Source organism: Bosea sp. 124, from assembly GCF_003046175.1.
Taxonomy (GTDB): Bacteria; Pseudomonadota; Alphaproteobacteria; order Rhizobiales; family Beijerinckiaceae; genus Allobosea.
On sequence record NZ_PZZM01000001.1, the window covers coordinates 4383672 to 4398822 of the forward strand.

Sequence of the window (15151 nt, forward strand, 5' to 3'; positions counted from 1 at the left end):
CAAATCTCGGCTGCCGAGTTCCGCTCGGAGGCCGCGACCAATCACCCGTGCGGGCAGTAACCCGCTGCGAGGCAAAGAAAGTGGGAATGATGAACCGCAGAGCCCTGATTGCATCCGCCGCCTTCGCGATGAGCGTCGCATTGACCGCCCCCGTCCTCGCCCAGACCAGCTGGACCATGGCGTCCGGCTATCCCGAGAGCAGCTTCTTCACCCAGAATATCCGCGAGATGATCAAGGAGATCGAGGAGAAGAGCGGCGGGAAGCTCAAGATCGACCTGCGCTCGAATGACAGCCTGATCAAGCTCGACGCCGTGAAGCGGGCGGTGCAATCCGGCCAGATCCAGATCGGCGAAATTCGTCTCGGCGTCTATGGCAACGAAGCCGCCATGTACAATCTCGACAACATCCCCGGCGTCGCGACGACCTTCGACCAGGCCACCAAGCTGACCGAGGCCCAGGCCCCGTTCTTCGACGCCATGTTCAAGAAGAACGGCATGCGCGCCATCACCTATGTCGCGTGGCCGGGACAGGGCTTCTACACCAAGCAGCCGCTGAAGGGCCTCGCCGATCTCAAGAGCCAGAAGCTGCGGATCTATTCCAAGCAAACCCAGATCATGGGCGAGAAGCTCGGCATGGAAGCGCTGATCCTGCCTTTCGCCGAAGTGCCGCAGGCGTTTTCGACCGGCATGATCCAGTCGCTCTGGACCAGCGCCCAGACCGGTACCGACGTTCAGGTCTGGGACTACGTCAAGCACTTCACCTATACCGGCACGATGCACAACAAGAACGCGATCCTCGTCAACGAGCGCGCCTTCCGCGCGCTCGACGAGGCGACGCAGAAGGTCGTTGTCGCCGCCGGCGAGGCCGCGACGAAGCGTGGCTGGGAGTTGGCCAAAAAGGCCAGCCAGGAGCGCGAGGACGTCCTCAAGAGCCACGGCATGACCGTCGCCCAGTCGCCGAAGGATGTGCTCGAGGCCATCGACTCGGCCGGCAAGGGCATGATCGCCGAATGGCTCGCCAGCGCCAGCGCCGATGAAAAGGCGGTCTACGAGACCTATCGCAAAAGCCTGAACTGATCTCACCGCCGGAAGCACGCTGGCGCACTGCGCCGGCGTGCTCGAGTGGACAAGCTGGAGTGGGATCGTCGTGCTCAGGGCCTTTCTGGATAAACTCTATGATTGCTGCGGCTACATCGCCGCAGTCTTCATGATCGGCATCGCTGGCGCTATCCTGGCGCAGATCCTGTCCCGGATGCGGGGCGTCACGCTGGACGCCACCGAGTTCGCCGGGCTTTGCCTGGCTGCCTCGACCTTCTTCGGGCTGGCCCACACCTTCCGGCGCGGCTCGCATGTGCGGATCGACCTGATCATCGGCCGCCTGCCCCAGGCGACCCGGCACAAGGTCGAGATCTTCAACTGCCTGCTGGGTGCCGTGGTCGTCAGTTTCCTCGGCTGGCATGTCGGCCTGCTCGCGATCCAGTCCTTCCAGTTCCACGATGTCAGCCCGGGGCTGCTGGCGATGCCGTTCTGGATTCCGCAGGCTGGCGTTGCTGCCGGCATCATCGTGCTTGCTGTGGCGCTGATCGACGAACTGGTCTGGCTCCTGCGCGGTGGCGCTCCCCGCTACCAGGCGCCCGACGAAACCGGTCTCGACCGGCCCGTGGCCTGAGGACACCCCGATGGATCCGATCGTCGTCTCGTCTCTGGTTCTCGCCGGGCTGCTGCTGTTCTTGCTCGCCAGCGGCGTGTGGGTGGCCCTGGCGCTGCTCACCGTCGGCATGGTCATGATGGGGCTGTTCACGACCGCCCCGATGGGCTCGCTCGTGGCCTCGACCCTGTGGGATTCGAGCTGGGGCTGGGCCTTGACCTCCCTGCCGCTGTTCATCTGGATGGGCGAGATCCTGTTCCGCTCGAAGCTGTCCTCGGACATGTTCCAGGGGCTGGCTCCCTGGGTGTCGCGGCTTCCCGGTCGGCTGCTCCATGTCAACGTGCTGGGCTGCGGCATCATGGCGGCCGTCGCGGGCTCCTCGGCCGTCACCTGCGCTACGATCGGGCGCATGAGCGTCCCGGAACTTGAGCGCCGCAAATACCCGCTCAACATGACGATCGGCACTCTCGCCGGCTCCGGGACGTTGGGGTTGCTGATCCCACCCTCGATCATCATGATCGTCTACGGCGTGACGGCCGAGGTCTCGATCTCGCGCCTGTTCGTGGCCGGAGTGGTGCCCGGCCTGCTGCTGATGGCGCTTTTCATGGGCTATACGGCGATCTGGGGCCTGCTCAACCCCGACAAGATGCCGCCGGCCGACCCGCCGATCCCGTTTCGCGAGAAGATCTATCGGTCGCGACGGCTGATTCCGGTCGCACTGCTGATCGGCTCTGTCATCGGCTCGATTTATGGCGGCATCGCCACCCCGACCGAAGCGGCCACCATCGGCGTCGTCGGTGCGCTGGTCCTCGCGGTCATCGGCGGCGGATTCGGCCGGGAGAGCTTCATGGAAAGCCTGATGGCTGCCGTGCGCACCTCCTGCATGATCTCTTTCATCATCGCCTGCGCTGCGTGCCTGACGATTGCGGTCGCCTTCGTCGACATTCCGCGGTCTCTCGCGGGCTGGGTCGCGGCGATGCAGCTCTCGCCCTATGCCCTGCTCGCTGTGCTCGCTGTCTTCATGCTGATCCTGGGCTGCTTCCTTGAGGGCATCTCGATCATCGTGCTGACCTCGTCGGTGATGCTGCCGATGGTGCAGGCGGCCGGCATCGACCTGCTCTGGTTCGGCATCTTCGTCGTCGTCCTGATCGAGGCAGCGCAGATCACGCCACCGGTTGGGTTCAATCTGTTCGTGCTGCAGAGCATCACCGGCAAGGACATCCTGACGGTGACGAGGGCCGCGATTCCCTACTTCCTCGTGCTGATGCTGCTGCTTGTCGTGATCACGGTGTTCCCGCAGATCGTGACAGCTCTCCCAAAGATGATGAGCGGTTGAACCAAGGGTAAGGTCGATGATCGACCGCAGGCAGGCGACACCTGTGAAGGTCTGCTTGCCGGCACGATCCCAGTGTCCGCTCCTGGTCGATGTCGTTGAAAAAGTCGGTCTTAAGAGGGACGCGAGGGCGTTTCGGATTTGGCCGATTGATCCTCGCCCTCTCATGCAGGCCTGAACTGGGGTCCGTTCGGCAGGAGCTTTGCGAGCTTCCGGAGGTTTTGGGCTGCCGCAGCGAGGTGGAACTCGTCTCTGGCGCCGTTCGGTCCGCGTAGGCGCAGGCGATCGAGTTTCAGGATGCGCTTCAGGTGAGCGAACAGCATCTCGACCTTCTTCCGCTCTCGCCGCGAGGCGACATAGGCATCGGTCTCGGCGATGTCCCTGGCCATGTCGCGGGCGCCCTCGTGGATCGAGCGCAGGATCTTGCGAGCCGGCGTGTTGGGCGAGCACTGCGGTTTCAGCGAGCAGGCGTCGCAGTCCAACTTGCTGGCGCGGTAGCGCATGAAGCCTTCGGGATCGACGCCCTCGCGGCTGATACCGAAGCGCCGCCGATATTGGTGAAGCTCCTTCCCGCCCGGGCAGGTGTAGAGATCGCGGGCGTGGTCATAGGCGAAGTCGGAGCGGCTGAAGGTGCCGTCGCTGCGCTGCGATTTGTCGAAGACCAGGATGTGCGGCTCGATCCCGCGCTCATGCACCAGCCAGGCGAGGTTCTCGGCCGAGCCGTAGGCGCTGTCAGCAGCTAATCTGGCCGGCCAGAGGCCGAAGCGCTCCTGCGTTCGGTCGAGCATGGTCCGGGCCGAGCCGACCTCTGCCTGCCGGATGGCACGGCTGGCCTCGACATCAACGATGACGGCGTGGTCGAGATCGATCAGATAGTTGGTGGCATAGGCGAAGAAGGCGTGTCCCTTCAGGGCGCCAGTCCATTGCGCCGCTGGATCGGAGCGCGAGACGAACTTCGGCTTCGCCTCGCTGGCGGCGCCCCAGGCGGCCTCGTCGAGCGTGTCGAGATACTCGCGCACCGACCGGCGCGTCCGGGCGAGATCGTCCCAGTCGACCACTTCGGAGGCCGCCGCCGAGCGCTGCTTGTTGGCGTCGGCCTTGACCAGGCTGGCATCGACCGCGAAGCCCTCGCCGCCGACGAGCCCCTCCGCGATGCAGCGCCGGACGGTCGTCTCGAACAACTCCCTCAGAAGATCGCTCTCGCGGAAACGACCATGCCGGTTCTTCGAGAAGGTCGAGTGATCGGGAACGGCGCCCTCGAGCCCGAGCCGACAGAACCAGCGATAGGCGAGGTTCAGGTGGACTTCCTCGCACAGGCGGCGCTCGGACCGGATGCCGAAGCAGTAGCCGACGAGCAGCATCCGGATCATCAGCTCCGGATCGATCGAGGGCCGACCCATCTCGCTGTAGAACGGACGCAGATGCGCGCGGATATCAGAGAGATCGACGAAGCGGTCGATGGCTCGGACCCAATGATCGGCCGGGACGTGCCGCTCCAGGCTGAACTCGTAGAACAACGCCTCCTGCGCCACCTGTCGCTCGCCCATCATCGCGCCGCCCTCCGACCAAGGACAACTGAATCAGGACTTCATACCCGCGGCAACGACGACTTTTTCAACGGTATCGGCGCTTATGCGAACCCGCTCCACGGCTGGCCGCGCCATGCATGGTCGGCGCGCGGTTGGCTTGATGATCGCGGTCGGATTCTCTTCACTCCAGCACAAACGCCTCATGCACGGCACTCTGCACCCCGCCACCCATGATCGGGCCGCCGCCAGCGACGTGGATGGCGTCGCCGACCAGGGCCGCGCCGAGGCCGTGGCGCGGGGTCGGCATCGGGGCGTATTGCTCCCAGCCGTCGCTAGCGGGGTCGTAGGCTTCCATCTGGCCGAAGACGCGGTTGGTGCCTTCGCCGCCCATGACGAAGACTTTTCCGCGATAGAGCACCGCGCCATGGCCGGAGCGGGCGGTCGGCAGCGGGTTGCGCGGGGCCCATGTGTCGGTCGCCGGGTCATAGGCGTTGTGCAGGTTCGAGTTGGTGTGGAATGAGTCGACGCGCCCGCCGATGACGTGGATCAGGTTGCCGATCGGCAGCGTGCCGGTGTGGTCGCGCGCCGTCGGCATGGGTGTGCGCTCGCTCCAGCGGTCGGTCTTCGGATCGTAGACCAGGTGCCAGTCGACCGAGCGCTTGCTCTCGGTGGTCTCGCCGATGGCGCCCCCGATGACATGCAGCACGCCGTTCAGGCCGACCACGGCGGTCGAACCGACCGGGCGGGGCAGGCTCGCGATCTCGGCCCAGCGGTCGGCCTTCAGGTCGAAGACGAAGCAGCGCGGATGAGGCTTGCGGTTCTGCTCGAGGAAGCCGCCGATGGCGTAAAGCTTGCCGTCGAGGACAGCGACGCCGACATGGTTGGCGCCGAGCGGCAAGGGGGCGGCGTCGGACCAGCGGTCGGCCGTGGCCTCGTAGGTGTGGTGATAGGGCCGGTCGACCCGCTGCTCGGCATAGCCGCCGACGATGTGCATGCGGCCCTCATGCGCCGTTGCCCAGGCCATTTCCGAGCGTGGCATCGGCAGCAGCGCCTTCGGGCTCCAGCGGCCCGGATTGGCGGCCTTCGGCGAGGGTGAATCGAAGACGTTCTGGCTCGTCGCCAGTTCGGGCTTCGGGATGCGGCCGGGCTGGTTCAGCCGCTCGTAGTGACCGCCGTGATGCTCGTGGCCCGGCTGCTGGGCGAGCGCCGGGGCGGCGAGTGTGGCGCCCGCGGCGGCAAGCAGATGGCGGCGGCTCAGCTTGGTCATGGCGATCCTCCCATTTTGCCCGAGAGTATGGGCCTTTGCTGGCTTGGCAAGACACGGATGCGACGGGGCGCGGTCTGCGCCGCCAAATCGGAGAGGGGCTGCGCAAAAGCCTGTTCCGTCCGCCGGGCGCGCTGCTATGGTCGCGAGAGACCGATTGAAACGGTTGAACCGCTAAGAAACCAGAGGATACGCCATGGCTTCGTCTAACCAGGATGCGCACAACAAGGTCGCCATCATCACCGGCGCCGGCTCGGGCGTCGGCCGGGCCGTGGCGCTCGCCTTCCTGAAGGACGGCTACCGCACCGCGCTGGCCGGGCGCCGCGCGGATGCACTGGAGGAAACGATTTCGCTGTCGGGCGTACCGGCCGGGCAGGCGCTCGCCGTCTCCACCGACGTCACCGACAAGGCCTCGGTGCAGGCGCTGTTCGCCAAGACCAAAGCGGCCTTCGGCCGGGTCGACGTGCTGTTCAACAATGCCGGCGTCAATGCGCCGGGCGGCATCATGCTCGAGGATCTCTCGATCGAGGATTGGCAGAAGGTCGTCGACACCAACCTCACCGGCCCGTTCCTGTGCACGCAGGAGGCCTTCAAGGCGATGCGGGACCAGCAGCCGCAGGGCGGGCGCATCATCAACAACGGCTCGATCTCGGCCCATGCGCCGCGGCCGAACTCGGTCGCCTATACCGCGACCAAGCACGCCATCACCGGCCTGACCAAGACCGCCTCGCTCGACGGCCGCAAATACGGCATTGCCGTCGGCCAGGTCGATATCGGCAATGCGCTGACCGAGATGGCCAAGCGCATGACCACCGGCGTGCCGCAGGCCGACGGCTCGATCAAGGTCGAGGCGGTGATGGATGTCGACAATGTCGCGACGACGGTGCTGCACATGGCGAGCCTGCCGCCGGAGGCGAACGTGCTGTTCGTCACGGTGATGGCGACGAACGCGCCGTTCGTCGGGCGCGGGTGAGGGGGCGGGCAGGCCGTCATGGTCGGGCTTGTCCCGACCATCCACGTCTGGCGCCGCTCGACGCTTCGATGCGTTTTCCCGTGCTCGCCGGCACCTGATTGTCGGAGTTCCGCTTGTCCCAGCCGTTCGAAGACGTGGATGGTCGGGACATGCCCGACCATGACGGGAAAGACGGCGGCGTGAGCCGGGAGACGGCGCGTGCCTATACCCTCACCATCTGGGGCATTGCGCTCGGTATCCTCGTCTTCGCCATCGCCGTGGTGCTGCGGGCGCTGGCGGTCGGCAATCCGCAACTCTTCAAGGATGGCGTCGACTGGGTCTACGACGTCGCGCTCTACGGCATCGCGGCGCTGGTCTTCGGCCGCGATGCCCGGGCCGAGCGGGTGGCGGCCTTCGCGATCGGTGCGGTCATGGCGGTGGCAGGGCTGCACACGCTCTACGACCTCGCCGACAAGATCGCCACGCCACGACCGATCGAAATCTGGACGCTCGGCTTTTCGGCGGGCAGCGCCGTCGTCATCGCCGTGCTGATCGTCGCGGTGCTCTGGCGCTTCCGGCGCGAAGACAATCCGGTGATCAAGGCGACCTGGCTGTCCTCCCGCAACGACGTGATCTCGACGACGGGCTTCGCGCTGCTCGGGCTCGGCGCCCGCGTCGCGCCGGTGCGCTGGCCGGAATACCTGTTCGACCTCTTCGTTGCCGGCATCTGCTTCCAGGCGACCTGGGCGATCTGGCGTTCGCTGCGCCGGAACGCTGCCGATCCGGCTGTGCAGAACAAGGCCGCGACAGGCCAGGCGGGCGGGCTATAAAGGCGGCACGCCTGCCGAGGACTACCGCTCATGTCGATCGCCGAGAAACTGCCCTCCATCCTGATCGCCAATCGCGGCGAGATCGCCTGCCGCGTTATCCGCACGGCGCGCCGGCTCGGCCTGCGCACGATCGCCGTTCACTCCGATGCGGATGCCGAGGCGCTGTTCGTGCAGATGGCGGACGAGGCCTACGCCATCGGCCCCGCTCCGGCGCGCGAAAGCTATCTCGACGCCGGCAAGATCCTCGCTGTCGCGAAACAGGCCGGCGCCGCCTGCATCCATCCGGGCTATGGCTTCCTGTCGGAGAATGCCGATTTCGCCGAGGCCTGTGCCGCGGCCGGCATCGTCTTCGTCGGCCCGCCCGCTTCGGCGATCCGCGCGATGGGGTTGAAGGATGCGGCCAAGGCCTTGGTCGAGAAGGCGAATGTGCCGGTCGTGCCGGGCTATCATGGCGCCGAGCAGGGCGTCGATTTCCTGCGCGGCGAGGCACGTCGCATCGGCTACCCGGTGCTGATCAAGGCCGTTGCGGGCGGCGGTGGCAAGGGCATGCGCAAGGTCGAGCGGCCGGAGGACTTCGACGAGGCTCTGGCGAGCGCACGGCGCGAGGGTCAGAGCGCCTTCGGCGACGGCCGGGTTCTGGTCGAGAAATACATCCTCCAGCCGCGCCATGTCGAAATCCAGGTGTTTGGCGACAGCCATGGCCATGTCGTCCACCTCTACGAGCGCGACTGCTCGCTGCAGCGCCGCCACCAGAAGGTAATCGAGGAAGCGCCGGCGCCCGGCATGAGCGCCGAGGTCCGCGCCGCTATGGGCCGGGCCGCGACGGAGGCCGCCAGGGCTGTCGGCTATGTAGGGGCTGGCACGGTCGAGTTCATCGCGGACGGGCGCGAGGGGCTGCGCGCCGACGGCTTCTGGTTCATGGAGATGAATACGCGTCTGCAGGTCGAGCATCCGGTGACAGAGGCGATCACGGGGCTCGATCTGGTCGAGCTGCAATTGCAGGTTGCGGCCGGCGAGCCGCTGGGATTCACGCAGGCCGAGGTGACCGCGACGGGCCATGCCGTCGAGGCCAGGCTCTATGCCGAGGATCCGGAGAAGGGTTTCCTGCCCTCGACCGGCAAGCTCTGGGCGCTGCAATTCCCCGAGGCAGAGGGCATCCGCATCGACACGGGCGTCGAGGCCGGCGACACGGTGACCCCGTTCTACGATCCGATGATCGCCAAGGTGATCGCCCATGGCGCGACGCGCGATGAGGCGCTGGATCGGCTCGGAGCCGCGCTGGCTGAGACCGTGGTCGCCGGGCCGCGCACCAATCTGGCTTTCCTCAAGGCCCTAACCGAGGCGCAAGGCTTCCGCGACGGGCCGTTCGACACCGGCTTCATCGAGCGCAACCTGTCGGCGCTCGGGGCCGAGCCGCAAGCGCTTGATGCGGCGGCGGTCGCGGCTGCCGCGCTCCAGCTCGAGGAGGAGCGCCAGCTCGCCGGCTTGATGCAGGCGCCCGAGCGGATCGAGGGTGAGCACCGCTCGCCCTGGCTCGACGCCGACGCCTTCTCGCTGATGCCGCGCCCGCCGATCGGGCTGCCGCTTCTCGTCGATGGCGAGCGGGTCGAGGCGCAGATCGAATGGCAGGAGGGCAACGCCCACGTCAGCCTGCCTGGCCATGACATCGACGAGGGCGAGCACGAGATCGCGCTGGCCGAGGCCGAGAGGGGGACCTATCTCGCCTTGCATCGCGGCCGGCAGACATCTGTCGCGCTGTTCGATCCGTTCGGCGTCGATCTCGACGCGGCGGTGGGCGCGGGCGGCGTGATCAAGGCGCCGATGCATGGCAAGCTCGTCGCGCTCTTCGTGTCGGTCGGGGAGACGGTGGTGAAGGGCCAGCGGCTCGCGATCGTCGAGGCGATGAAGATGGAGCATGTGCTGACAGCCCCGCGCGACGGCCTCGTCAGCGAGGTCGCCGGCGAGCCGGGCTCGCAGGTGGCCGAGGGCGCGAAGGTCGTGGTGCTGGGAGAGTAAGCTGAATCGTCGGAATCGCTTGCGTGCGTTTCCTCGCGTATTGATTCAGGTCGGTGGCGATGCGGGTGTTGCCCGTCATTGCTTCGATGCGCTCCCAATAACGATCAAACGTCCAAGCTGTGGAGAAACGCCGCAGGTGCTGGCCGGGGCGACTCGGCCGCACTACGTTGCCGGCCATGCCTCTCCATCTGCTCAAGCTCTGCGTCGGCGCCGAATCGATCAGCGATCTCGAAGAGTGGATCGAGGAGCGCATGATGCTGGAGCACCGGCTCGGCCGCCCGCAGGAGCAGATGCACACCACGCGCATGGTGCCCAAGCGCGTCGACGAACTGGTCGATGGCGGGTCGCTCTACTGGGTGATCAAGGGCCAGATCTCGGCGCGGCAACGCCTGACAGCGATCCGCCCCTTCACCGATGGCGACGGGATCGGCCGCTGCCATCTCGTGCTGGAGCCTGTCGTGGTGCCGCTGGAGCCGCGGCCGTGCCGGCCGTTCCAGGGCTGGCGCTATCTCGCCGACAAGGACGCACCGCGCGACATCACCGGCCGCAGCGGCGATCTCGGCGCGATGCCGGAGGCGCTGCGGCGCGAGCTGGCGGATCTGGGGCTGCTGTAGCACCGGTGCGGGGCGCAGGTTACGGATTGGCGGCGATACCGGATTTTGCTATCTGTTGGTATCGAACGGAGGGTGCCGCCATGCCGAAGACCACGTCCATTTCGCTCGGTGATCATTTCAACGGCTTTATCGGCGCGCAAGTGAAGACGGGCCGTTATGGCTCCGCAAGCGATGTCGTGCGGGCCGGTCTGCGTCTGCTCGAAGAGCACGAAGCGCGGGTCAAGGCGCTTCAGGACGCATTGATCGCCGGCGAGGAGTCGGGCCCGCCGGTTGCCTTCGACAACGAGACGTTTGTGGGGCGGATGCGCGCCAGGCATGGCTGAGCCGGGTCGCTACCGGCTTTCTCCACGGGCGCTGACCGATCTCGAGGAGATCTGGTCCTACCCGGCCGCGCGCTGGTCGCCGGAGCAGGCGGAAAGCTATCACACAACGATCATGGCCACGTTCGAGGGGCTGGCTGCAGGCAGGAAGCAGGGTCGTCCTGTCGATGTTCGCGCCGGCTATTGGAAATATCCGGTCGGATCACATCTGGTCTTTTACCGTCTCTCCGAGACGGGCATCGACGTCATGCGCCTGCTTCACCAGCGGATGGATGTGAGGCGACATCTGTAAGCGGCGACGCAGCCGCTCTTACACCGCGATGTTGTCGATCAGCCGCGTCGCGCCGATCCGCGCCGCGACCAGCAGACGGATCGGCCCATCGGCCAGCGAGGTCACGGGCGCCAGCGTCTCGCCGTGGCGGGCTTCCAGATAGTCGAGCTCGAAGCCGGCCGAGATGATCTCGCCCTGCGCCTCCGCCACGGCCTTGAACAGCTCGTCGCGGTTGCGGATGCGGACGGCGAGCGCCTGCATGACCTGGTGCAGCAACGGGGCGAGTGCGCGATGCTCGGGGGCGAGGTAGCGGTTGCGCGAGGACATGGCGAGGCCGTCTGGCTCGCGGATCGTCGGTAGCGGCACGATCGCGATGCCGAGGTCGAGATCGGCTGCCATGCGCGTGACGACCTTCATCTGCTGGTAGTCCTTCTCGCCGAAGACGGCGAAGTCGGCGCGCGACTGACTGAAGAGCTTGCAGCAGATCGTCGCGACGCCCTCGAAATGCGTTGGCCGGAAGCGGTCGTCGAGGCCGACGGCGGCTGGTCCGAGCAGCAGCACGCGGGTCGCGAAGCCAGCCGGGTACATTTCCTCCACCGGGGGAAAGAAGACCGCGTCGGCGCCTGCGGCGACGAGCATGGCGCAATCATCGTCGAAGGTGCGCGGATATTTCTTGAAGTCCTCATGCGGGGCGAACTGCGTCGGGTTGACGAAGATCGAGACGATCACCCGCCTGGCATGGCGCTGTGCTTCCGCGACCAGCGCGATATGGCCCTCATGCAGCGCCCCCATGGTCGGCACGAGCCCGACCTTCTCGCCGGCTCCGTGCCATCCCGCCACCGCAGCGCGCATCGCGGTCACCGTCTCGTACACCGCGATTCCGGTCATGGGCGTTTCTCTTGTTGTCGCTATCTCATGTGGGGATCGCCGATCCCCTTGCGGGTGACGGGTAGCAAATGCAACGCGAACCGCCAATATCAAGCGCATGACAGACAAGACCGACAGGGCTCTCGACAAGGCCAAGGGAGCGGGCGTCGCCGCCGGGCATTCCGCGCCGGGTGAGATCGACCGCTTCCTCGGCGCCGCGAAGCAGCTGGCGCCGCTGGCCACCGGGCAGGCTGGCCGCCTCGTCTTCGCGCTCGACGCGACGATGAGCCGGCAGCCGAGCTGGGACCTGGCCTGCTCGCTGCAGTCGCGGATGTTCGAGGTCGCGGCGACGAGCGGCGGGCTCGCGGTGCAGCTCGTTTATTTTCGGGGCCTGGGCGAGTGCCGGGCCTCGGGCTGGGTCGGCGAGCCGCGCCGCCTGAACGGGCTGATGGCGGCGATCACCTGCCAGGGCGGCCAGACCCAGATTGCACGCGTCCTCAAGCATGTCCGTGACGAGGCGAAGGCCGTGCCGATCCGCGCCTTCGTGCTCGTCGGCGATGCGATGGAGGAGGATGTCGATGCGCTCGCCGCGCTCGCGGGCGAACTCGGACTGCGCGGCATCCGCGGCTTCCTGTTCCAGGAGGGGCATGATCCCGCGGCGAGTGCCGCCTTCGCCACGATGGCGCGATTGACCGGCGGGGCGCATGCGCGCTTCGACGTGAACGCGCCGGATTCGCTGCTGGAGTTGTTGCGTGGTGCCGCGGCTTATGCCGCGGGCGGGCGCGAGGCGATGCTGAAGCTCGCAGGCGCGAGCCCTGCCGTGCGCGGGCTGCTGGGCGCGATGGATGGAGGCCGCCGGTGACGCTGCTCTACGGCATCGTCGCCGTCCTGCTGTTTTGGTGGCTGTCGAAGCTCTTCGCTGGCACCAACCCGAAGCTGCTCGCCAAGGTGGTGAAGAGCGGCGGGGGCGTGCTGTCGCTCGGCGTCGCCGGGCTGCTGATGATGCGCGGCCGGATGGACATGGCGCTTTTCGTCGGCGGCATCGGCGCTTGGCTGCTCGGCTGGAGCGCGACGGGGCCCGGCGGCATCCGCTTTCCCTGGGGCAAGGGCGCAGGGGAGACACCGGGCACGCGCTCGAAGGTGGCATCCGCCCTGCTCGCCATGGAACTGGACCACGACAGCGGCGGCATGACCGGAAAGGTCAGCGGCGGCAGCTTCGCCGGGCGCCGTCTCGACGATCTGTCGCAGGCCGAGATCGGCGTGCTGATGCGCGAATGCCTGGCGCAGGATCCGGACGGAGCACGGCTGCTAGAGGCATATCTCGACCGCCGGTCGCCCGGCTGGCGTGAAGACGCTGATCGTCACCGCGACGCGGGGCAGGGCCGCGCGGCGCGCACGGGCGCGATGTCGCATCAGGAGGCCTACGAGATCCTGGGGCTTCAGCCGGGGGCGGGCGAGGAGGCGATCCGCGAGGCCCATCGTGCCCTGATGAAGCGTATCCACCCGGACGCCGGGGGCACCAGCGGACTTGCCGCTCGCGTCAACCAGGCCAAGGACGTCCTTCTGAAGTGAGGTGCCGGCCGGGAACAGGGAGGAGGTCTGGTACGACATGTCAGCGTTCCTTGTCCGTGTCCGTCAGCCGCGGGTGGCGAAGCAGGCGAAGCCGTCGCGCTTGAGCCGCGCGCAGGCGTTCTGAGCGTCCTTGGGGTCCTCGAAGCCGGCGAAGCGGGCGCGGAACAAAGTGGAGCCCCCCTTCTCGACCTTCTCCGTGAAGCCCGAGGCGTCGGCGAGCGGGCCTGACGCCTTGGCGCGGGCCCGCGCCAGGATGTCCTTGGCCTTGGCCTCGTCATCGGTGGCGCCGAGCTGGATGATCCACTTGCCGGCGGTGGCGACGGTCGGGCGGCTTTCGCTCGGCCTGGCCGGCTCGGGAGCCTTCTCGGCTGCCTTCGCCATGGTGGTGCTGCCGGCGTCGTGAGCCTTCTCGGCCTGTGGCTGAGCCATGGCGACCTTGTGCTCGGCGACCTTGAGGGCGGGCTTCTCCTCGGGCTCTGCGACCTTGGCGATCGAGGAGGTGACATCGACATTCGCCGGCGGGCGCATGACCTTGCCGTCGACCGGAGGCGCGCCGATCGACCAGCGCATTGCGGAGGGTGTCGTCGTCGCGGCGACGGGGCGCATGCCGGAAATCTGCAACTGCTGGGCGCCGACATTCACGGGACGCGGCGGGGCGATCGGGGTCGTCGTCGCGACCGGAGCATAAGCGCGGGCGGCGGCCGGGAGCGGAGCCTCGGCCTCGATGCGCGGACGCGGCACCGGAAGGGGCGCGGGCTCTGCGACAGCGGCGGCCACAACCGGCGCGGCCGGGCGCTGACGCTCCTGGATGCGCTCATGCGCCTGCGGCCGCTCTTCCGGCTCGGGGGCTTCCGCGACCATGGACGAGGCGCGGCCGCTGGTGGCGGCCTTGGGCAGGTTGGCGACGACGAGGTCGGCCATGATCTTGTCGCGCGAGGCGCCGGAGCGGCCACCCAGCACGACCGAGACGACATGGCGCCCGTCGGCCTTGGCCGAGGTCATCAGGTTGAAGCCGGAGAGATTGGTGTAGCCGGTCTTGATGCCGTCCACGCCTTCGATCCGGCCGAGCAGCTTGTTGTGGTTGCGGTAGGCGCCGCCGGCATAGTTGAACACCCGCGTCGAGAACATCGGGTAGTAGCGCGGGAAGCGCTCCTGGATGGCGCGGGCGAGGATCGTCAGGTCGCGCGCCGTGGTGATGTTCGGCGGGCTGTGCGGCAGGCCATGGGGATTGTAGAAGGTCGAGTTGCGCATGCCGAGGGTGCGGGCCCTGGCGGTCATCATGCGAGCGAATTCGTCCTCGGAGCCACCGACGTTTTCCGCGATGGCGACGGCGACGTCGTTGGCCGATTTGGTGATGAGCGCCAGGATGGCGTCACGAACCTCTATAGTCTCGCCCGGCGCGAAGCCGATCTTCGACGGGGCCTGCCGCGCCGCATAGGCGGAAACGGTCAGCTCCGAATCCATGTTGAACTTGCCGCGCTCGAGCTGCTCGAACAGCAGATAGAGCGTCATGACCTTGGTGATCGAAGCGGGGATGCGCGGGGCGTCCTCGTTGACCGCATGCAGGGTCCGGCCGGACTTCACGTCCACGACCATTGCGGCATAGGGCGGGGCGTAGCCGCCGCCGACATGGCGCCGCTTCTTGCGCGCCGCTTCGGCGGGAGACGCAACGGCTGCGACCGCCACCGCGACGATTCCGATCATTCCGACGAGCGCGCGAAGACGCACGCGCCGGGACCCAACGCAACTGAAAACCATGAACCCGCCTCAACCAGAACTCACGTCCCGGTCCCAAGGCCGCGTCTTTCGACGTGGCATATGGGACACAGTGAAGGAGGTTAGGACGATGCGGTTACGGAGCCGTTAAAAGGCTAACGATCTCGACAGGTGCCGGCGGTGTGAGAGGGGCGCGTCTGATGCATTGCAGCACGTCCTT

General features: G+C 67.2%; 15 protein-coding genes. 11 read left to right on the top strand and 4 right to left on the bottom strand.

Going from position 1 to position 15151, the window contains the following annotated elements:
- Positions 1 to 86: 86 nt before the first annotated feature.
- Genes C8D03_RS20845 through C8D03_RS20855 form a run of 3 tightly spaced genes read left to right on the top strand, consistent with a single transcriptional unit; the run spans position 87 to position 2983 of the window.
- On the top strand, positions 87 to 1076 hold the full coding sequence (locus C8D03_RS20845; protein ID WP_108049305.1) for a TRAP transporter substrate-binding protein: 990 nt from the start codon (positions 87 to 89) through the stop codon (positions 1074 to 1076).
- A gap of 37 nt (positions 1077 to 1113) precedes the next feature.
- Positions 1114 to 1668 carry a TRAP transporter small permease gene (locus tag C8D03_RS20850; protein ID WP_146170245.1) on the top strand — a complete coding sequence of 185 codons (555 nt, stop codon included), beginning with the start codon at positions 1114 to 1116 and terminating at the stop codon, positions 1666 to 1668.
- A 10-nt stretch (positions 1669 to 1678) separates the two neighbouring features.
- On the top strand, positions 1679 to 2983 hold the full coding sequence (locus C8D03_RS20855) for a TRAP transporter large permease (protein ID WP_108049309.1): 1305 nt from the start codon (positions 1679 to 1681) through the stop codon (positions 2981 to 2983).
- Between the two features lie 161 nt (positions 2984 to 3144).
- Here the strand turns inward: C8D03_RS20855 and C8D03_RS20860 are convergent, their stop codons facing one another.
- A complete protein-coding gene (locus C8D03_RS20860) occupies positions 3145 to 4530 on the bottom strand; it encodes an IS1182 family transposase (RefSeq protein ID WP_108048155.1) in 1386 nt (461 codons plus the stop codon).
- A gap of 160 nt (positions 4531 to 4690) precedes the next feature.
- Positions 4691 to 5776 carry a Kelch repeat-containing protein gene (locus C8D03_RS20865; RefSeq protein ID WP_108049311.1) on the bottom strand — a complete coding sequence of 362 codons (1086 nt, stop codon included), beginning with the start codon at positions 5774 to 5776 and terminating at the stop codon, positions 4691 to 4693.
- 193 nt (positions 5777 to 5969) lie between these two features.
- Here C8D03_RS20865 and C8D03_RS20870 point away from each other — a divergent pair, with 193 nt between their 5' ends.
- The 6 genes from C8D03_RS20870 to C8D03_RS20895 all read left to right on the top strand — a co-directional run bounded on the left by C8D03_RS20870 (position 5970) and on the right by C8D03_RS20895 (position 10797).
- Complete coding sequence (locus C8D03_RS20870) at positions 5970 to 6746, top strand: SDR family oxidoreductase (RefSeq protein ID WP_108049313.1); 777 nt, start codon at positions 5970 to 5972, stop codon at positions 6744 to 6746.
- Positions 6747 to 6925: 179 nt separating this feature from the next.
- Positions 6926 to 7555, top strand: a complete 630-nt coding sequence (locus tag C8D03_RS20875) for a cation efflux transmembrane domain-containing protein (RefSeq protein ID WP_210203948.1) — start codon at positions 6926 to 6928, stop codon at positions 7553 to 7555.
- A gap of 30 nt (positions 7556 to 7585) precedes the next feature.
- Positions 7586 to 9571 (top strand): acetyl/propionyl/methylcrotonyl-CoA carboxylase subunit alpha, encoded by a 1986-nt coding sequence (locus C8D03_RS20880; RefSeq protein ID WP_108049317.1) that lies wholly within the window; start codon positions 7586 to 7588, stop codon positions 9569 to 9571.
- A gap of 176 nt (positions 9572 to 9747) precedes the next feature.
- A complete protein-coding gene (locus C8D03_RS20885) occupies positions 9748 to 10185 on the top strand; it encodes a DUF1489 family protein (protein ID WP_108049319.1) in 438 nt (145 codons plus the stop codon).
- 80 nt (positions 10186 to 10265) lie between these two features.
- Positions 10266 to 10508, top strand: coding sequence for a type II toxin-antitoxin system ParD family antitoxin (locus C8D03_RS20890; protein ID WP_108049321.1), 243 nt, complete (start codon positions 10266 to 10268; stop codon positions 10506 to 10508).
- Entirely contained in the window at positions 10501 to 10797 is a 297-nt protein-coding gene (locus C8D03_RS20895) for a type II toxin-antitoxin system RelE/ParE family toxin (RefSeq protein WP_108049323.1), read from the top strand. Before C8D03_RS20890 ends, C8D03_RS20895 begins: the two co-directional genes overlap by 8 nt.
- Positions 10798 to 10815: 18 nt before the next feature.
- Here C8D03_RS20895 and panC read toward each other — a convergent pair whose 3' ends face one another.
- Positions 10816 to 11664, bottom strand: coding sequence for a pantoate--beta-alanine ligase (gene panC, locus C8D03_RS20900; RefSeq protein WP_108049325.1), 849 nt, complete (start codon positions 11662 to 11664; stop codon positions 10816 to 10818).
- Positions 11665 to 11761: 97 nt separating this feature from the next.
- Here panC and C8D03_RS20905 point away from each other — a divergent pair, with 97 nt between their 5' ends.
- Positions 11762 to 12505 (top strand): hypothetical protein, encoded by a 744-nt coding sequence (locus tag C8D03_RS20905; RefSeq protein ID WP_108049327.1) that lies wholly within the window; start codon positions 11762 to 11764, stop codon positions 12503 to 12505.
- Positions 12502 to 13215, top strand: coding sequence for a DnaJ domain-containing protein (locus C8D03_RS20910; RefSeq protein WP_108049329.1), 714 nt, complete (start codon positions 12502 to 12504; stop codon positions 13213 to 13215). The genes C8D03_RS20905 and C8D03_RS20910 overlap by 4 nt, the downstream gene beginning before the upstream one ends.
- Before the next feature lie 63 nt (positions 13216 to 13278).
- Here C8D03_RS20910 and C8D03_RS20915 read toward each other — a convergent pair whose 3' ends face one another.
- Positions 13279 to 14919, bottom strand: coding sequence for an SPOR domain-containing protein (locus C8D03_RS20915; RefSeq protein ID WP_108049331.1), 1641 nt, complete (start codon positions 14917 to 14919; stop codon positions 13279 to 13281).
- Between the last annotated feature and the right edge of the window lie 232 nt (positions 14920 to 15151).